Source organism: Corynebacterium simulans (assembly GCF_001586215.1).
GTDB lineage: Bacteria > Actinomycetota > Actinomycetes > Mycobacteriales > Mycobacteriaceae > Corynebacterium > Corynebacterium simulans.
Window position 1 is genome coordinate 1296806 of sequence record NZ_CP014634.1, and the last position, 18765, is coordinate 1315570.

Genomic DNA, 18765 nt, shown 5'->3' on the forward strand with positions numbered 1-18765 from the left:
CGGCCATGACGAAGGTAGCCAAACTCCACCCCACCGCCGAACTATCCCCCACTAAAGCCGAAATCGCAGCTAAGCACGCCCACATCGACGAGATCATTGGAAGCTACCGCGCAGTAGATCCTGATGACGAAGTTGGCATTGAAGTCCTCCTCGGCCACGATTACGCCGGCAACATCGTCCAATTCCCCGTCACCTACCGCGCCGCCGACAATGCCACCAACAAACCACTGTGCGCCATGGACCACTCCGTGCTCGGAAAGCGCTCGGTAGCCCGCGCCGAAGACGACCCAGTCGCCATCACACAATGGGTCCATCTTGTACAAAACGAGGAAACCTCCGCCGCATACTCCACCGGCCCACAGCGCTTCCACGCCTATGGCACCGGCGGACTACCTGGCGAAATCGAGTTCTTGCCCACCCTTACCGTTACCCCACCGGAGGCTGGGCAATTACGAGTAGTCGACTCCGAGACCGGAACCGACTACCTCGCGGCGCGTCTTACCAGATTGTGACGCGGTCTTCCTCGGCCAGGTAGAACGGAGAATCCTTCTCTACCTCGAAGGCCTCGTAGAACTCCGCCACATTCGCCGCGATAAGGTTGCAGCGGAACTCCGCCGGGGAGTGCGGATCGATGGCCAAGTACTGGGTGGCCATCTCCGGACGGATTGCGGTGCGCCAAACGCGCGCCCAGGACAGGAAGAGGCGCTGCAGGCCGTTGTACTCGGCGTCGTAAAGCGCAGGAGATGCGTCCTCCACCTCGAAAGGGGCCACTTGGCCAGCGATGTCGAGGCCGTTGTCCGCGCAGTAGTTCTTGTAAGCCACCACTGCGATGCCCAGTCCACCCAGGTCACCGATGTTCTCACCCAGGGTGAAGCTGCCATTGACGCCCGCGGAATCAGTACCTTCCAGAACGGAAGGCACGCGGCCGTTGAACTGCTCCACCAACTTCGCGGTGAGCTTTTCAAATGCCGCGCGGTCCTCTTCAGTCCACCAGGAGTTCAGGTTGCCCTGGCCATCGTACTGCGAGCCCTGGTCATCGAAACCGTGGCCGATCTCGTGGCCGATGACCGCGCCGATTGCGCCGAAGTTCTCGGATACGTCGCCGCCCTCAGCGGAAGGGACAAAGAATGGCGGGCGCAGGATGGCGGCCGGGAAGGTGATGTCATTGACCACCGGGTTGTAGAAAGCGTTGACCGTCTGCGGGGTGGAGAACCACTCGTCGCGGTCCGCGGGCTTGCCAATCTTGCGCAGCTCGAAGTCGTGTGCCCACGCGTTGCCCGCGCGGACGTTGGCCACGAGGTCCTTGCCCTCAGAGCTGAAGCTCAGATCGGAGTAGTCGCGCCACTTATCCGGGTATCCAATCTTGGCCTTGAACTGGGCAAGCTTCTCCAGCGCGCGCTCACGCGTTGCCGGAGTCATCCACTCGAGCTGGGAGATGCGCTCGCGGTAAGCAGCGGTTAAGTAATCAACCAGGGTGTCCATCTCCGCCTTAGATGCCGGCGGGAAGTGCTGGTCCACAAAGACCATGCCAATCTCCTGGCCCACCAGGGACTCCGCTAGGCCCACGGCGCGCTTCCAGCGGTCACGCTGAGTGGTAGCACCGGAAAGGCGGGTGCCGTAAAACTCGAAGTTCTTCTTGCCCACCTCTTCCGGCAGGTACGGCGCGCGGGACAGCAGGATGTGCCAGGTGGCCCACAGCTGCCAATCTGCCATGCGGTCCGCGGTGAAAAGCATCTCGAAGTGCTCGAGGTAGGAAGGCATCATGTTCACAACGCGCTGTGCTTCCAGGCCACCACCTGAAAGGATGGCGCGTGCCAACTCCGGCAGCTCCTCGAAAGGCATCGGGTTATAAGTCTTCACGGCATCGCGCGTGGAAACGACATCCCAATGACCGGCAGCCAGCTCCTTTTCCAAACCCACGATGCGCGTGGCGGCAACGTCGGCGCCCAAGCCGAACAGGCGGGCAGGATCGAGGAAGCCCAGCATCTGCGCCACGTGCTTTTCATATGCAGCCAGCGTCTCCGCATGCGCTTCCTCGCGGTAATAAGCCTCGTCCGGCAGGCCCAGGCCAGACTGGATGACGTAGGCCACGGCTTCCTCGGAACCGGAATCCTTTTCCACCCAGAAGGTCACCGGGGCGCCGACTCCCTCGCGCTCGAGTTCGCCGAGGCGCTGCGCCAGCTCTTGAGGGTCGGCTGCGGTGAGGTGGTCGAGGTCGGCGTCAATTGGCGCCATGCCTGCACCATTTACGCCCTCGGTATCAAGGTGCGATGCGTAGAGCGCGCCCGGGCGCCCAGTGTCATTTTTAACAATCTCGTGCACGAGCTCTTCCGCCTCGTCACGCAGGTTGTGGAAGGTGCCATCAACGCCCCGATCATCGGGGATGACGTGGGATTGTAGCCATGGTCCGTTGACAAATTGGTAGAGATCTTTCATGCCAGCCACTCTAGGCGAATCAATCCGGTTAAGGTGTGGACTATGCCAACTTATCGGTTCCCACCATCACAACTCCGCAGATATTTTCTCGCGGTCGTTAGCTTCGTGCTGGTAGTGCTCGTCATCCCCACGCTTATCGCAGCAACGGTGACCCCGCCCGAGCCGAAGACCGAGGAAGTGGTGCTTGATTCTGCGACAACAGGTTTCAGTGAGGATGAAACCTGGACCATTGAGGTCCCGGGTCTGCGTTGCACGCCTAATTCGGAGACCATGGCGAACCAGGCCTGGGACTGCGGTGCGACGCTCGTGCAGGTGGTCAGCACTGAAGGCCTCGACGGTGCCGACGAGGAGGTGGCGATGCATCGCGCCGTCCGCGGCTATGCTTACGGCGAAGTTTCCACGGCAAAGATCCACAGGGAGGGCGATGCACTCGCGCTTTACGACGCCCCCGCCGACGCAATCGTCCTCTCCCGCGACGGAGAGGGCGACTTTACCGACTTTGACTACATCGTGGTGCTCACCGGCGGCGATTTCACCCACGCCGCGGAACTCATCTGGCAGGCCTTTGGACACCGCGAGCTGCCGGTGAAAGCGGAGACGGGAGTAGTGGCATCATGAGCAAACTCTTCCGCAACTCGCTGTGGGTACTACTGGCTCTGGGCATGGTGAGCATCATGGCTAACCTAATCAGCTACCTGCTGATTGCTCCTGCTTTGGTGGTACCCAGCGTGCTCATCGGCGGCGCCTACGTGGCCCTCGTCCTCTTTTTGCTTCGCCTAAGCCCCATGTTCCCGGCGCGCGGATGGGTCTGGGCGGCGCTCCTGTGGGGTGGCGGTACCGCGGTGAGCATGGCTTTGCTCTCCTCTACTCCGCTGATGACGCTGGCGTCATCCTTCGGGTGGCAGGCCGCCACGATGTCGTGGGCGGGTGCCTACCCAGAGGAGATTTCCAAGGCCACCGGAGTCTTCTTCATTCTTTTGTCATTCCGGCAGCTCAACCGGCCGTGGCACGGCTGGGTCGTGGGCGCCACCGTGGGCTTAGGCTTTGAGACCCTCGAGAACGTGTTGTACAGCGTCGTCGGCGGCACGATGCACCCGCTTTCTGACTGGACCGGAATGTTTCAGATGTGGGGTCTGCGCCTCATCGCGGGTCCGGCGCTGCACGTCTTGCTCACCGCGCTGGCGGGTTGGGGAATAGGCTGGGCGCTATTCAGCGCGAACAAGACAGTCTGGTGGCGCCTGGGCTCCATCTTTGGCTTCCTTTTGCTAGCCTTTGGCCTGCACTTTTGCTGGAACTACCTGCCGGAGAACACCACGCTGATGCCAGTGCAATACGTGCTGGTGGGGCTGGTGCTCTACCCACTGAACATCTACCTGGTCTATCGCGGCAACAAGTTCGCGCGGGAAGACACCACATACAGCGTGATGCATGCTGGCACCGCGGTCAGCAAGAGAAAGAACTAAGCTCTCAACCGATCAACCCTTCCAAGTCGCGGGCATCTAATCCATGGCGACGCATGCTTACGCGGCCGTCTTTATGAGTAATTCCTTCGGCTTCCCAGCGTAGGATTGAGCGCTCAGGCGCGTGCGAGGTGCCGTCGGCGCGCACCACGCGCCACCAGGGCAGGCCGGGGACCTTCTTCATCACCCAGCCCACGTAGCGGGCATGGCAGCCCGCCGCTTTAGCCACTTCCCCGTAGGTAGAGACGTTGCCGGCCGGAATGCGCCGAACGACCTCCGCTACTTCCTCTACCTTGTCTTTCATCTAAAAGTCGAGGTTGAGAACGTCGTCCGACTCGCGCGGCTCTTCCTCCGGCGCGTCCTCGACCTCGGCCAGAGTGACCGTAGCGCCGGTGGAATCAGCCAGCAGGCATAGGCGCCCGAAAGGCGAATCCCACGGCTCGCGGATAACCTCACCGCCAAGCTCTACTGCCTTGGCAGCAGCCGCCTCGAGATCACGCACGCCGAGGTAGGTCTGCCAGAAGCTCGGCACCTGCGGCGGGAACTGGCCCTCCGCGTTCCAAAAGCCGGCGAAAGGCGCGCCTTCTTCCTCCGCGGTGGCATAAGCATCGCCGCCACGGACCTCCCAGTTAAACAGCTCGCCGTAGAAGTCCAAGGCCTGCTGGTAGCTGGTAGTGGCAGTCAGTTCGTGCCAGACCGGCGTGCCCGGTTCGCCGCCGGCCACGAACTGGTCCGTGCCCGCCGGTTGGATGAGGCCAAACATGCCACCCGCGACGTCGACAAGCAGCGCCATATGGCCCAGCTGCACCTGCATTGCCGGCGCCAGCACGCGGCCGCCAAGCTGCTCCGCACGCGCACAATCGCCGTCGATGTCCTTGCTCAAAAAGTAGGTCACCCACGTATCCGGCATGGAAGCCTGCTCGGGCTGCGGAATGAAGCCGGCAATCGGCAGGCCCTGCACGCGGCCCACGCGGTACTCGTTAGCGGAATCAACTTCCCAGCCCAGCACCTGCTCGTAGAAGTTCACGGATTTCCGCGGCTCAGAGGTGGTCAGGTCGATCCAGTAGGGCATGCCTACTTCAGCTTCGAAAGCGGGCATTACATGTTCCTCCACTTCTCCGGATCAAAGTCATCGTCTGCTGTGGCCTCATCGAAGTAATCGTCCTCGTCCTCATCTGCTGCGGCCACACGGGCACTGGTGCCAGCGATGCTCACCTCGTCGCCGGGGTGCAGGGTGGCGCCGCGCTGGGTCACCACTTCCCCATTGACCTGGACCTCGCCTTGCGTGATGAACTCCTTTGCTTCACCGCCGGTACCCACGAGGGAGGCCAGCTTGATGAACTGGCCGAGCTTAATGGAATCGCCCTTGATTGAGACTTCTAACATGCGGCATAGCTTACCGAGAAGGCACCTTGCCGGGATACTCAACCTTGAAGAAGTCCAAAATGGAGTTGGTTGCCCAATCGTGCGGGACAAGCCCGCTGCGATCCGTTACGCCACCGTTCCAGGTGTGCGTGCCGCCCTTAATTTTGTAATTCACTGTGGGCACCGCGCAGGAACCCCACGTAAAGCGGGTGACTGCGTCTTCCCGGTGCTCGGCGGGGAAAGGATCGCAGGCATTGTCCTCGGCGACTTCCGCCATGGTCTCCTCCACACCGCGGTAGTGGCCACCGTGGGCGGTGCCGCCACCGTAATTAATAACGACGTCGGCAGTGCCGTGCACCGCAAAATAAGGGGTGGGCTTTCCTCCACAGTTTTCATCCACGGCATCGTAGTTCGCCGCGGAAACCGTGGCGGCGCCGTCCAACTGCCGGTTGCAGGCTAGGGCGCGCACGAAACCGCCGCCATTGGAAAAGCCTGCGGCAAAGACGCGGCCATCGGTGTTGTAATTCTGTTTAACCCAGGCCAAGGTGTCATCCACCAAAGCGAAGTCTTCCCCCAAGGAAGTCTGCGCATAAGGCGCAGGCGCCCAAGCCTCCCCAATACCCGCAGGAAAGAGCGTGATGGCGTTGGCCTCATAGAGCTCAGTGTCCTGGAAGATGGTCGCGGGATCGCTGTTATATCCATGAAAGACCATGACCACCGGCGCGGGCTGCGCTGCGTCATAGTTATCAGGTACGTGCGCTATGAAGCTTCTGCCGCTGGGCAGCTCGATCGTGCGGTAGTGGCCGGTCTGCGTTGCGCCCTGGGAAGGAAGCTCGGCCTTTTCCGAGGCCGTTTCCATGTCCGCGGGATAATCATAGCGGCCGCGCCCCGGCTCATCGACGTGCGAGCACGCGCTCAAGCCTAGGCACAGCGCTATTAAAAGATACTTGCGCACCTATCTAGAGAGCGCGCAGCTTTACTGCTGTGCCGGTGGCGGTGACCATCAGCATGTCGTTGGCCTGGCCCATAGGCGAGTAATCAAAGCTGATGCCCACGACGGCGTCGGCGCCCAGCTCCTGGCCGCGGTTCCACAGCTCGTTAAGCGCTGCCTCGCGGGCCTTGACTGCCTCTTCCTCATAGCCAGCGGAGCGGCCGCCAGTGAAGCTGCGGAAGGAGGCGCCTAAGTCCTTGAGGAAGTTAATGCCGGTCACCGTCTCACCCGCAATGACGCGAATGTACTCGGTGATTTCGTGACCATCGACGTTGTTGGTGGTGGTGAAAATCATGAGCCCTAGACTACCTGCGTTCTGGGGGAAGATCAGCGACGCTGAAGTACACGCCCGGTGTGCCGTCGGCGCGGGTGAACTCGACCTTCAAGTCGTCCTTCTTGCCAAAGCCCACGAGGTGGCGGGCCACAACGTGCTCGACGGACTTGATGCTTTCTGAGTCTGCCTCGACGTTGAGGAGGAGGATGTTGGGCTCAACAGCAAGGTCGAGGGTACCGCGGGTGTTTTCGCGCTCGAAGACGCAGCGGCCAGTTTCGGTTTCTGGGTCCCAGTGGGCGTCAATCTTGGCAGAGAAATGCGATGCCAGCTGCTTGCCGTAGCGTGCCGGGCGATCGGTTGAAACGCGTGCGGTGGAATTGCTCATGCCGGACACTGTACGCGTTTTAGGTTTACCTAACCAGCGCGAGTATTCCCTCATAAATCATCACGCAGCCCAAGGCGCCGAAGATGAGGCCCGAGCCGATATCGAGATGGGCCGAATACTTCGTGAGGAAACGCGCCGCCGCGCGGACGATGAGCGCGAAGGTAGAAAACCACGCCACGGAGACCACAGTCAGGATGATGGCGATGAACACGGTCCATTCAAGCCCCATGTCAGGGCGAATGAACTGGGCAAAGACGGCACCAAAGAAGACAAGCGCCTTCGGGTTGGAAAGGTTGGTGAGCATGCCCAGCTTGTAGGCGCGGCCAGCGGTGATGTCCTCGACGTCGCCAGTGCTCACTGCCTGCTCGATGTGCTCCTCATCGAAGCTTCCCGCGCTTTCCGCTGAGTCCTGTGAAGTACTGCGGGCAGAGTTAAGGGCAGAGCGCCGTTGCGTCAGGCCCGAGCGGATAGAGCCATAGGCCATCCAGAGAAGGAAGCCCCCGCCCACCAGCTGCAGCAAACCGAGCAGACTGGGGCGAGCGGCGATAAGAGCAGATAGCCCTGCCAGGGAGGCGGTGAGCCAGACGACGATGCCGGTGCAGATGCCCAGCGCACACATGATTCCGGCACGCATGGACCGCGGGGCGACGCGGATGACCTGCACTACATCAGGGCCGGGAGCGACGATCATCGCCACCCACACTCCTAGCAGCGAAACTAATGCAGCTAAAGTCATCCGACCCTTCTCTTGGCTCTTCTAGTAAGCACCCTTTACGGCCTGCTTGTGATCGCGCACTGCCTCGCCTGGGGCGTACAGCGGCATATCCTCGCCAGCCTTGTACCAGGTTACGTCGTTAAGCGGTGCCAAAGGCTTCTTTCCGGCAATCAGATCGGCGGCCTTCTCGCCCACCATCATCGTTGGCGAGTAGATGTTGCCGTTGGTCACGGACGGGAAGACGCCAGCATCAGCGATGTAGAGGCCCTCAATGCCCCAGACCTGCATGGTTTCTGGATCCACAACCGCCATTGGGTCATCCTTGGAACCCATCTTGGTGGTGCACGACGGGTGCAGTGCGGTCTCACCGTCGTTACGTACCCATTCGAGGATCTCCTCGTCGGTCTGCACGTCAGGGCCCGGGCTGAACTCGCGGGCGCCCACCTCAGCCATGGCTTCGGTGTCCAGCAGAGAACGCGCAACGCGCACTGCCTCGACCCACTCGCGGCGATCCTGGTCGGTCTTCAGGTAGTTGAAGAGAATCTCCGGCTTTTCGTGGATATCGGCGCTCTTGATGCGGACATGGCCCTTGGTATCGGAGAACATCGGGCCAACGTGCCACTGGAAGCCGTGCTTGACGTCGGCCTTCTGGCCGTCGTAGCGCACTGCCATCGGCAGGAAGTGGAACATCAGGTTCGGGTATTCCTCGTTCTCGTTGGAACGAACGAATCCGCCACCCTCGAAGTGGGAGGTTGCAACCGGGCCCTTCTTGGTGAGAATCCACTGCAGGCCCATAAATGGCCAGCGCCACTTGTCCAGGTAAGGCTGGGAAGAAGCGGTGGACTTGGTGGTCTCGTACTGGATGTAGACCTCGAGGTGATCCTGCAGGTTCTCGCCCACGCCTGGCAGGTGCTTGACGACGTCGATTCCGTGCTTGCGCAGCAACTCCTCGTCACCGACACCGGAGACCTGCAGCAGCTGCGGGGTGTTGATGGCGCCAGCGGAAAGGACGATCTTCTCGGCGAATACGCGGTGGACGCCGCCCTTCCACTCGTATTCCACGCCGACGGCCTTCTGGCCTTCGAAGAGAACCTTGGTGGTAAAAGCGCGAGTACGAACCTCGAGGTTCTCGCGGTCTAGGTTCGGGTGCAGGTATGCACGCGCGGCGGACCAGCGCTTGCCGTGCTTGATGTTGCGGTCGAAAGGAGCAAAGCCTTCCTGGCGGTAACCGTTAACGTCGTTGGTCAGGTGGTAGCCGGCCTGCTGCACGGACTTGAACAGGGCCTGGAAGAGCTCGCTGGTTGCAGGACCGCGGGAAAGGTAGAGCGGGCCGTCGTGGCCGCGGCGCGGATCGTTATCTTCTGCCGCGGCGGCGTTTTCCATGCGGTTGAAATAAGGCAGGCAGTGCGCGAAGTCCCAGTTTTCCATGCCCGGGTTCTTGGCCCACTTCTCGTAGTCCATGGGGTTGCCACGCTGGTAAATCATGCCGTTGACGGAAGAAGAGCCACCCAGCAGCTTGCCACGGGCGTGGTAGATGCGGCGGCCATTCATCTCTGGCTCCGGCTCGGATTCGTACATCCAGTCGTAGTTCTTTGCACCAATCGGGAAAGAGAATGCGGAAGGCATGTGGACGAAGAGATCCCACAGGGAATCGTTGCGTCCGGCCTCAAGGACCAGCACACGAGTGTTCTTGTCTTCGGTCAGGCGTTCGGCGATGACGGAGCCTGCGGAGCCACCGCCAACGACGACTACGTCGCTTACTTCATCGGTGACCTTCTTAGCGGAACGCTTCTTGGTCAGCTTGTCCATAAAACCCATAAATCCCCTTCTTTCTGTGAAATATTTCACACGTCAAGATTGTCCCACCGGAAGTGAAAACATTGTAATTTATACAAAAGTCTGTATTTATTCACATCGCCTCATGTGCGGGCACTACCTTCAGAGTACACATCCTTCTAGAAGTTTGCCCATCTTAATGTATATTTACCTTGTCCGGATGGATGTCTCTGGAGATGAAATCCGAAGTCTTTGCACATAGGTTGCCCGAATATGATTCATTTCACTCACCTTTCTCTCCCTGCGATCTTGTGAGCATTTTGGGGCACCCGTGCGAAAGATTCGGCCCAAACCAACCAACATTAGGAGAAGTAGATGGCTAACTTTGACCCTCACGATCCTGAGGAGTCTCACACTTCAAGTAAAGTCCCCCAAGAAGGGGGTAAAAACACCTCTCTCGCAACCCCATCTGGAGAGCCCAAGAAGCGCAGCCCACGCTACCAAGTTCGTGCCCTCGTCGGCAGCTACAAGGCTGAAACCGGCGATGCCGTAGGCGCGGATCAGGTCCCTGCTCCCAAGACAAACTGGCCGGTATTTATCATCTCCGGCGTCCTCATTATTGCCATGGCGCTCTATGCCGGGCTCGGCCGCGATTCCGCGGCGGAAACCCTCGCCAGCGTCACCGGCTGGATCGGCCACAACCTCGGCTGGTTCTATGTCCTCACCGCCACCATCGCCGTGGTCTTCGTGCTCTATATTGCCTTTTCCAATGCCGGCAATATCCGCCTCGGCCCGGACCACTCGCGGCCGAAATTCAACACCTTCTCTTGGGCGTCCATGCTCTTTGCCGCCGGCATCGGCGTGGACCTCATGTTCTTCGCTGTCGCAGAACCCGTGACCATGTACGTCACCCCACCGGTCGGGGAAGGCGAAAACATGGAGGCCGCCAAGGAGGCCGTGGTGTGGGCGATGTTCCACTACGGCATCACCGGTTGGGCGCTTTATGCACTGATGGGCATGGCCTTCGGTTACTTCGCCTACCGCCTCAATATGCCGCTGGCTATCCGCTCCGCGCTGTATCCGCTCATCGGCAAGCGCGTACACGGCCCAGTTGGTGATGCAGTCGATATCGCTGCCATGCTGGGCACCGTCTTCGGTGTGACCGCCTCCCTGGGCATCGGTGTGGTGCAGCTGTCCTACGGCTTCCACCTCATCTTCGGCATCGAGCAGGGCCTTGGTCTGCAGTCCGCTCTCATCATTATTGCGGTGGCCATTGCCACACTGTCGGCTGTATCCGGTGTGGATAAGGGCATTCGCTTCCTCTCCGAGCTGAACGTCTATTTGGCCATCGCGCTGATGGTCTACGTCGTGGTCTTTGGCAAGACCGCCTACCTCTTCGATGCCATCGTGACCAATATCGGTGACTACGTCTCGAAGTTCCCATCCTGGACCATGGAGACCTTCGCCTTCGCCGAAGACCAAGCCAACGTAGACACTTGGATGCAGTCCTGGACCCTCTTCTTCTGGGCATGGTGGATTGCCTGGGCTACCTTCGTCGGCCTGTTCCTCGCCCGTATTTCCCGCGGCCGCACCCTGCGGCAGTTCATCTTCGGCGTGCTGACCTTCCCCTTCCTGTTCATCCTGATGTGGATGTCCTTCTTCGGCAACACCGCTTTGGACATGGTTCGTTCCGGCGAATACCCCGACTTTGCCGAAGCCGCAATCAATACACCGGAGCAAGGCTTCTACGACATGCTGGCCGAGTTCCCCGGCGCATCCATCGTCATCTTCTTGACCACGTTCATCGGTCTGCTGCTCTACATCACCTCAGCCGACTCTGGTGCGCTGGTGATGTCCAACTTCACCTCGAAGATTACGGATAGCCGCCAGGACGGCCCGAAGTGGATGCGCATCTTCTGGTCCGTCACCGTGGGCGCACTAACCCTGGCGCTTTTGCAGATCGATGGCATCACCACAGTCCAGTCCGCCACCGTGGTCATGGGCCTGCCTTTCGCCTTCGTGGTCTACCTCATTATGTTCTCCCTGTGGAAGTCCCTGCGCCTAGAAAACGTGCAGCGCGAAGCCCGCACCACCGCTATGCACGGAGTGATTTCCTCCCGTACCGAGCGCGAACCGGCCAATGCCGACCTCTGGAAGAACCGCCTCGACCGGGCCAATACCTTCCCCTCTAAGCAGGAGATGGATACCTATTTGCGCGAAACCGCCACCTACGCCCTCCAGCAGGTGGCAACGCACATGCGTACCCGCGGCTACGACGCCATCTTGCTCACCAGTGAGCTTCCCGACGTCGAACTGCCCCAACTCGACCTAGAAGTAAAGCTGCACAATGAGCGCATGTTCCGCTACCAGCTTTTCCCGGTAGCGGCCGAGCGCCCCGATTTCAGCGCGGGCGAAGGCGACGAGTACTACCGCCTCGAGGTCTACGATATGACCGGTTCGCTGGGCTATGACGTCTACGGCTATTCCGAGAACCAAATCATCAATAACGTGCTGGACCTCTACGAGCGCCACCTGGCCTTCCTCTACATGCAGCAGACCCAGCCGGGTGACTCCGATGTCTCTGATGGCGCCGAGCCCGAGCGCACCTGGCGCGAAGATAGCTAAGCTGGCCACTACAACTACCTCTATGAGAGAAAGGTTGCTTTTCACTTGAGCACCCAGAACACTTTGTTCGACCCCACCCAGACCGACCTGCTGAAGGGCGTGCATGCTGATGGCGCCCCGAAGTCCCTGTTCATCAACGGTAAGTGGGAAGCCGCCCAAAGCGGCGACACCCGCACCATCATTTGCCCGGCCGATGGTTCCACCGTCGGTTTAGTCTCCGAGGCATCCGACGAGGACACCGAGCGCGCCATCAAGGTTGCCCGTGAAAGCTTTGATAACGGCGAGTGGGCTAATACCCCGGCCGCCGAGCGCGGCAAGCTGGTCATCCGCGTGGCCGATTTCATCCGCGAGCACAAGGAACTTTTCGCTTCCGCCGAGTCCGCTGATACCGGCAAGCGCTATGAGGAGTCCTTCGGCGATATGGATGACATCGCCAACGCCTTTGAGTACTTCGGCACCCTGGCCCAGCACCAGGCCGGCCGCGTAGTCGACCCGCAGGATCCCAACCTGCGATCGCGCATCGACGCCGAGCCCGTTGGCGTCTGCGGACTGATTACCCCGTGGAACTACCCGCTTCTGCAGGTCTCCTGGAAGGTCGGCCCGGCCCTGGCCGCCGGCAATACCTTCGTCCTCAAGCAGGCGGAACTCACTCCGCACACCGCGATGCTGCTCATGGCCGCCCTCAAGGAATGCGGATTGCCAGACGGTGTGGGCAACCTCATCACCGGCGCCGGTGCCAACTGCGGCAACCCACTGTCCCAGCATCCTGACGTCGATATGGTCTCCTTCACCGGCGGCCTGGTCACCGGCAAGATCATCGCAAAGAACGCTGCGGAGACCGTCAAGCGCACCGCGCTGGAGCTCGGTGGCAAGAACCCGAACGTCATCTTCGCCGACGCGGACTTCGACGTCGCTGTAGATAACGCCCTCAACGGCGCTTTCTTCCACTCCGGCCAGGTCTGCTCCGCGGGTTCCCGCATCATCGTGGAAGAATCCCTGCACGATAAGTTCATCGAGGCACTGGTGGCGCGCACCAACAACATCAAGATCGGCGGTCCGACCGACGATAAGGCGGAGACCGGCCCGCTCATCTCCGCCGATCACCGCGAGAAGGTCGCCGCTTACGTGGACAAGGCCCGCGAGCAGGGCGCCAAGATCCTCACCGGCGGCCGTGCCGCTACCAGTGAGGACACCAATGGCCAGCACGGTACCGGCAACACGGACCTGGGCAAGGGCGTGTACTACCTGCCGACCATCATCGATGGCGCCACCAAGGACATGGAGTGTGTCCACGACGAGGCCTTCGGCCCTACCGTGACCATCGAGACCTTCACCACCGAGGAGGAGGCCATCGCCATCGCGAATGACACCGAGTACGGCCTGGCTGGCGCCGTCTACACTTCCGACGCCGGCCGCGCCGAGCGCGTTGCCCGCGCCCTGCGCCATGGCACCATCTGGATCAACGACTTCCACCCGTACCTGCCGCAGGCAGAGTGGGGCGGCTTCAAGCAGTCCGGCAATGGCCGCGAGCTTGGCCCCACCGGCTTGGCCGAGTACCAGGAGCACAAGCACGTCTACCAGAACCTGGCCCCTGCGGCTTGGGACCAGTTCGGTTTGCAGTAATTAACTCTGCGTGCGTGGCTTGATGGTCATCGTGTCGATGTTGACGTGCGCTGGAAGCGAAGCCACCCAGCGCACCGTCGAGCACGCAGGCTTCCCGCGAGATAGTGACCGCGGAAGGATCGGTTTCTAGCTCGCGATGGAATCCTCAAGCTCAGCCAGCATGTTGTCAACGAGGCCAATCTTGAAGTCAGCTGGCGCGAAGGCGCCCTCGTTCATGTCGGTGATGAGGTTGACCTCTACCTGAGTGCGCAGCTGCTTCATGGAGAAGTTAGCCACTGCCAGGCGCCATGCCTCAACTGCGCGAATGCCGCCGGAGAAGCTGTACCCCACGAAAGCGATGGACTTGTTTACCCACTCGGCGCCCAAGGAATCGAAGGCGTTCTTGAACGGACCCGGCACGGAGTGGTTGTACTCAGGGGTGACAAAGACGTAGCCATCGCAAGAATCGATGGCATCGGACCAAGCCTGAACGTTGGCGTCGTCATAGCTCTTGTTCGCCGCCATCGGGATGACGGAGGTGGTCATGATCGGAACGTTGAATGCCTTGAGATCAATTACTTCGTATTCAACGCCGGTGTTGCGGCCTTTAGCCAAGTCACCAACCCAGTTTGCGATTGCCTCGCCTGCACGATCGTCGCGAGTAGAGCCGAGAACGATGCCAATCTTTGCCATGGGAATAACCCTCTTTCGTTTTGTTGATTAGTCAACAAGAAAGACTAGCACGCGCGTCAACTTGGCGAATAGTGATATTGATTCGCCCTTCCCGCAAACCACATCCTTCTGGCAACGTTGCGTCATTAACCCGCACCACACCGTGATAGGCCAGCCGCTTCGGTCCGCCAAAGACAATCAGATCCCCTGAACCAAGCAGAACGTCATCCCAGGGCTTATTGCGGTTTTCCGTATTGCCCATCCGAAACAGCGCTTCATCACCAATGGATAGAGAAATTACCGGCGCCAAGGATTCCTCAAAATCGTCGACGTGCATGCCCATCCCCGAGCCCGGTGGATAGTAATTCACCAACGCCATCTCAGGAACAAAGCTCTCAGCCCATGGCGCTAACTCGGGCGCGACCTCGGCAGCCGCGCGCAGTGCCGGAGACGCCAGCTCCCGCAACGATTCCAGCATCGGCGGCACTCGAGTCCCCTCAATATTGTCCACGTAACGATAGGTCTCGTAATGCCAGAACCTGCCCAAATGCAGCTGATGCACGCTCATCTGCCCCGACTTCAAACGTGGGCGATACATCGCCATCGGCGTGCCCGCATAAGCCCGCGCCACCTCACGAACAGCAGAAACCAACGCTTCTTGGCTGCTCACGGACAACCATCCTGGCAGATGCGCCACGCCCGGCGCGACCTGGACGGCGGGGCGAGAGACGTCGAAAAGCATGGCCCAAGAGTACATGTCCGTCCGCAGCACACAAGACGTCCCTTTCACGCGACTAGACTAAATCCCCATGAACCTCGAGCAATTCGGCACCTGGGAAAAAATGTCCGGCGGGCACTGGCACCTGCCGGGGCAGACGGAACAAGTACGCGCGGAGCACGCCCGTACTTTCCGCTTGATCAAGCAGTTCAACGAGTTAGGTAGCACCGATCAAGACAAAGCACGGGAAATTCTGCGGGAGCTGCTTCCGGAGGAATCCCATGTGCCGGGCTGGTTCGGGCCGGCCAACGTGGAGTTCGGTTGCAACCTCATCATAGGTGAGCATGTTTTCATCAATTTTAATGCCACCATCTTGGCCCAGGCCAAGGTCACGCTGGGGGATCGCGTGATGATTGGGCCCAATTGCTCCTTTATCACCGTGAGCCATCCGGTCAATGACCACGAGATGCGCGAGGGAGGTTGGGAGATTGCCAAACCGATCACCGTGGGCCGCAACACCTGGTTCGGGGCCAACGTCACCGTCATGCCCGGTGTCACCATTGGCGAGGATTGCGTCATTGGTGCGGGCACGCTCGTCACCCGCGATATCCCGGATAAGTCGCTGGTACTGGGCACTCCCGGCCGCGTGGTGCGCAAGCTCAATGGAGACAACCTCGAGCGCGAAGATCTCGAAGGCCCAGTGGAAGGCTTCGGGCTGACGTAGATGTTCGATCTCGCACGCATCGGCGCGGGCCTGCCCGTTGCCGAAACCATCGATAGCCTGCCCAAGACCGGAAACATAGTGGTGCAGGCCCCGCCTGGCACCGGCAAGACCACGCTAGTTCCGCCGGCCTTGGCAAACATGGATGGCAAAGTCATCGTCACTGCCCCACGCCGCGTCGCAGTCCGCGCGGCAGCCAACCGCCTCCAAGCGCTGTCCGGCCAGCAGATCGGCTACGCGGTGCGCGGTGATTCCCGCAAAGGTCAGGACGTAGAGTTCGTCACCCCGGGCGTGCTGCTGCGCCGCCTCCTTAAAGATCCCGAGCTCACCGGCGTTGCCGCAGTAGCCATCGACGAGGTTCACGAACGCCAGCTCGACACGGACTTGGTCCTTGGCATGTGTCTCGAATTGGCGCAGCTGCGCGACGATTTCCGCGTCGTCGCCATGTCCGCGACCGTTGATGCGCAGCGTTTCTCGCAGCTTATGGACGCCCCGGTTCATGTCACCGAGGCGGTCACTCATCCCCTCGATATTCACTATCGCCCAGCGCCTGGACGTGCTTCCGGCGACCGCGATTTTTATGCTCACGTAGCCCGCCAAGCCATGGGGCATACAGGTTCCACACTGGTCTTTGTCCCCGGCGTGCGCGAGGTGGAGCTGGTCTGCAAGATGCTGCCGGAGGCCTATCCGCTCCACGGTAGGCAGAGCACGGCTGAGCAGGATGCTGCGTTGTACACGGATGCCGATCGCATCGTTGTCGCGACATCCATCGCGGAATCCTCCCTGACGGTGCCCGGCGTGCGCACCGTGGTCGACGCTGGTCTCTCGCGCACCCCGCGCCGCGACGCCCAGCGCGGAATGTCCGGTCTGGTTACCGTATCCACCTCCAAGTCGAGCGCGGATCAGCGCGCCGGACGTGCAGGCCGTGAGGCCCCGGGTACCGTCATCCGCTGCTATTCCCAAGAGGATTACCAGCACTTTGCCCCGCACATCACCCCGGAGATCTTGAGCGCCGACCTCACTCAAGCCGCGCTATTCCTGGATTGCTGGGGCGCCGGTCCGGATTTCCCGTTGCTGGATCAGCCACCTGCACGCGCGCTTGCCGACGCCCACCGTACCCTCACCGCGATTGGCGCCACCCCGGAGCTCGCGACCATGCCTACCGACCCACGCCTCGGGGCTGCACTTTTGAAATACGGCTCCCAAGCTGCCCCAGCCGTGGCGGCGCTGAGCGATTCCCCGCGCGGGGATATCACCCGCATCGCTCCGGCCAAACGCGAGGTCCAGCGCCTCGCGCGCCTCGTGCCGGATAAGGGCAGCGTCGATCCCAGCCGCGTTGTGGCCGCCGCATTCCCCGATCAGGTGGCAAAGAGAATGGGCGATGACTACCTTCTGGCCAGCGGTACCCGCGCCCGATTATTAGAGGACAATGGTGCCGCATGGCTGGCCGTAGCGGAAGTGTCTCTTTCTAACGCTGGCAACGCCATCATCCGCGCCTTTACCCGCATCGACGAAGAGGCAGCGCTTGCAGCCATCGGCACCACTGAAGAAGTAACTGCGACCTTAAAGGATGGGAAAATCCGCGGGCGCAAAGTAACCCGCGCCGGCGCGATCGAGCTAAGTTCTACCCCCATCAAGGTCACCGGTGCCGCCGCCGAAGAAGCCCTTGCTGCCGGCATCCGCGAGCAGGGCCTAGGTCTTTTCTCTTTCAGCGAGAAAGCCCAGATCCTGCGCGATCGCCTTCGTCACCTCTACCGCAACTACGGCGCGCCTTGGCCAGACGTGGAGCAGGCGGATCCTGCCGAGTGGCTCGGCCCCGAGCTGCACCAGATTGCAGAAGGCACGCCTGCCTCCGCTATCGACGTCTACCCTGCTCTACAGCGACTTCTGCCCTGGCCGGAGGCAAGCAAGCTCGACGAACTCGCACCTGAGCGCCTACCCGTTCCTTCCGGCAGGGATGCAAAGATCGACTGGAGTGGCGAGCGTCCCGTGGTCTCCATCAAGCTGCAAGAGTGCTTTGGCTTGGCCGAATCCCCCGTATATTGCGGCCACCGCGTGCAATTCCACCTGCTCTCGCCTGCCGGCCGGCCGCTTGCCGTCACCGATGATCTGGCCAGCTTCTGGGCCGGGCCCTACCAGGGCGTGCGCGCCGATATGCGCGGGCGCTACCCCAAGCACCCGTGGCCCGAGGACCCGTGGACCGCACCTGCCACCGCCAAGACTAAAAAGCGGATGTAGGCCCCCACTGCTGGATGCCCAGGTAGATGCTCATCACCACCACGAGGGTAAGCAGAGCATAACGAATCAGCTTGGTGCCGCCGCCTAGGACCGTGCGGGCACCGAGCTGCGCGCCAATGACGTTAGCCACGGCCAAGACTAGGGCCAGCGCCCAAATGACGTGCCCTCCCAAGATGAACACGCAGAGCGCGCCGACGTTCGTGCAGGTGTTGACCACCTTCGCCATCGCCGCTGACTTGAGGAAGTTCTGGGAGAAGATGCCCGTAAACGCCATGATGAGAAACATGCCGGTGCCGGGGCCAAAGATGCCGTCATAGAAAGCGATGCAGGCCACCGCTGCCAACGCAGCCCACGTGCGCCATCCGCCACGGATGCCTTCGCTTTCATTCGTGCCAAAGCTGGGGCGAAAGGCCACGAAGGCACCGGCGCAGACCATCAACACGATAATCAGCGGGCGCATCACGTCCTTATCAATCATCGCCGCAGCGCCCGCGCCGATGCCGGAGCACACCAGCGCTACCAGGCTTAAGCGGACAAGCTCCCCCGCCGGTGGCCGAACCTTGCGCACCATCGTCACTGCAGCCGAGGCCGTGCCCGAGACTGCCGCAACTTTATTCGTGGCCAGCGCCGTCGCCGGCGCCAGTTGCGGTGCCACCGCCATGATGAGCGGAATTAATACGAGTCCCCCGCCGCCAATGACGGCATCGATCCATCCCGCTACCGCAGCTCCTGACGTCAAAATTGCCCAACCGCTAAATCCCAGGTCCAACAACTCCATGCGTGTTAT

At 61.0% G+C, this 18765-nt stretch carries 19 protein-coding genes; 7 read left to right on the forward strand and 12 right to left on the reverse strand.

The window, feature by feature from the left end; genetic code table 11:
• The first annotated feature begins 5 nt into the window (after positions 1–5).
• Entirely contained in the window at positions 6–512 is a 507-nt protein-coding gene (locus tag WM42_RS06090) for a CG0192 family protein (RefSeq protein WP_062036293.1), read from the forward strand.
• Here WM42_RS06090 and WM42_RS06095 read toward each other — a convergent pair.
• A complete protein-coding gene (locus WM42_RS06095) occupies positions 499–2436 on the reverse strand; it encodes a M13 family metallopeptidase (protein WP_062036295.1) in 1938 nt (645 codons plus the stop codon). The two genes, WM42_RS06090 and WM42_RS06095, sit on opposite strands and share 14 nt — an antisense overlap.
• Positions 2437–2478: 42 nt before the next feature.
• Here WM42_RS06095 and WM42_RS06100 point away from each other — a divergent pair, with 42 nt between their 5' ends.
• The gene (locus WM42_RS06100; protein WP_235591332.1) at positions 2479–3054 is read left to right on the forward strand and encodes a hypothetical protein; all 576 of its coding nucleotides are present in this window, start codon (positions 2479–2481) and stop codon (positions 3052–3054) included.
• Complete coding sequence (locus WM42_RS06105; RefSeq protein WP_062036299.1) at positions 3051–3899, forward strand: PrsW family intramembrane metalloprotease; 849 nt, start codon at positions 3051–3053, stop codon at positions 3897–3899. The genes WM42_RS06100 and WM42_RS06105 overlap by 4 nt, the downstream gene beginning before the upstream one ends.
• Before the next feature lie 4 nt (positions 3900–3903).
• Here the strand turns inward: WM42_RS06105 and WM42_RS06110 are convergent, their stop codons facing one another.
• Genes WM42_RS06110 through betA form a run of 8 tightly spaced genes read right to left on the reverse strand, consistent with a single transcriptional unit; the run spans position 3904 to position 9444 of the window.
• Positions 3904–4200, reverse strand: a complete 297-nt coding sequence (locus WM42_RS06110; protein WP_062036301.1) for an MGMT family protein — start codon at positions 4198–4200, stop codon at positions 3904–3906.
• A complete protein-coding gene (locus WM42_RS06115) occupies positions 4201–4995 on the reverse strand; it encodes a VOC family protein (protein WP_062036303.1) in 795 nt (264 codons plus the stop codon).
• Positions 4995–5282 (reverse strand): RNA-binding S4 domain-containing protein, encoded by a 288-nt coding sequence (locus WM42_RS06120; RefSeq protein WP_062036305.1) that lies wholly within the window; start codon positions 5280–5282, stop codon positions 4995–4997. The genes WM42_RS06115 and WM42_RS06120 overlap by 1 nt, the downstream gene beginning before the upstream one ends.
• A 10-nt stretch (positions 5283–5292) precedes the next feature.
• Positions 5293–6216, reverse strand: coding sequence for a CE1 family esterase (locus tag WM42_RS06125; RefSeq protein WP_145915040.1), 924 nt, complete (start codon positions 6214–6216; stop codon positions 5293–5295).
• Between the two features lie 4 nt (positions 6217–6220).
• Positions 6221–6547: a YbjQ family protein gene (locus tag WM42_RS06130; protein WP_062036309.1), complete on the reverse strand. Its 327-nt coding sequence runs from the start codon at positions 6545–6547 to the stop codon at positions 6221–6223.
• Between the two features lie 10 nt (positions 6548–6557).
• A complete protein-coding gene (locus WM42_RS06135) occupies positions 6558–6911 on the reverse strand; it encodes a DUF2218 domain-containing protein (RefSeq protein WP_062036311.1) in 354 nt (117 codons plus the stop codon).
• Positions 6912–6936: 25 nt separating this feature from the next.
• Entirely contained in the window at positions 6937–7647 is a 711-nt protein-coding gene (locus WM42_RS06140) for a LysE family translocator (RefSeq protein WP_062036314.1), read from the reverse strand.
• A 21-nt stretch (positions 7648–7668) separates the two neighbouring features.
• The gene (gene betA, locus WM42_RS06145; protein ID WP_062036316.1) at positions 7669–9444 is read right to left on the reverse strand and encodes a choline dehydrogenase; all 1776 of its coding nucleotides are present in this window, start codon (positions 9442–9444) and stop codon (positions 7669–7671) included.
• Between the two features lie 333 nt (positions 9445–9777).
• Between betA and betT the strand changes: the two genes are divergently transcribed.
• Together betT and WM42_RS06155 are read left to right on the forward strand one after the other, a co-directional pair.
• On the forward strand, positions 9778–12027 hold the full coding sequence (gene betT / locus WM42_RS06150) for a choline BCCT transporter BetT (RefSeq protein WP_062036318.1): 2250 nt from the start codon (positions 9778–9780) through the stop codon (positions 12025–12027).
• 45 nt (positions 12028–12072) lie between these two features.
• On the forward strand, positions 12073–13650 hold the full coding sequence (locus WM42_RS06155; RefSeq protein WP_062036320.1) for an aldehyde dehydrogenase family protein: 1578 nt from the start codon (positions 12073–12075) through the stop codon (positions 13648–13650).
• A 126-nt stretch (positions 13651–13776) separates the two neighbouring features.
• Here the strand turns inward: WM42_RS06155 and WM42_RS06160 are convergent, their stop codons facing one another.
• Both WM42_RS06160 and WM42_RS06165 read right to left on the reverse strand, forming a co-directional pair.
• On the reverse strand, positions 13777–14322 hold the full coding sequence (locus WM42_RS06160; protein ID WP_061919953.1) for an NADPH-dependent FMN reductase: 546 nt from the start codon (positions 14320–14322) through the stop codon (positions 13777–13779).
• Positions 14323–14353: 31 nt separating this feature from the next.
• Positions 14354–15043 (reverse strand): alpha-ketoglutarate-dependent dioxygenase AlkB family protein, encoded by a 690-nt coding sequence (locus WM42_RS06165; RefSeq protein WP_062039233.1) that lies wholly within the window; start codon positions 15041–15043, stop codon positions 14354–14356.
• Positions 15044–15110: 67 nt separating this feature from the next.
• Here WM42_RS06165 and WM42_RS06170 point away from each other — a divergent pair, with 67 nt between their 5' ends.
• Positions 15111–15743, forward strand: a complete 633-nt coding sequence (locus tag WM42_RS06170; RefSeq protein WP_062036322.1) for a sugar O-acetyltransferase — start codon at positions 15111–15113, stop codon at positions 15741–15743.
• The gene (locus WM42_RS06175) at positions 15744–17978 is read left to right on the forward strand and encodes an ATP-dependent RNA helicase (protein WP_062036324.1); all 2235 of its coding nucleotides are present in this window, start codon (positions 15744–15746) and stop codon (positions 17976–17978) included.
• Here WM42_RS06175 and WM42_RS06180 read toward each other — a convergent pair.
• On the reverse strand, positions 17962–18756 hold the full coding sequence (locus WM42_RS06180) for a TSUP family transporter (RefSeq protein ID WP_082787639.1): 795 nt from the start codon (positions 18754–18756) through the stop codon (positions 17962–17964). The genes WM42_RS06175 and WM42_RS06180 overlap by 17 nt on opposite strands.
• Between the last annotated feature and the right edge of the window lie 9 nt (positions 18757–18765).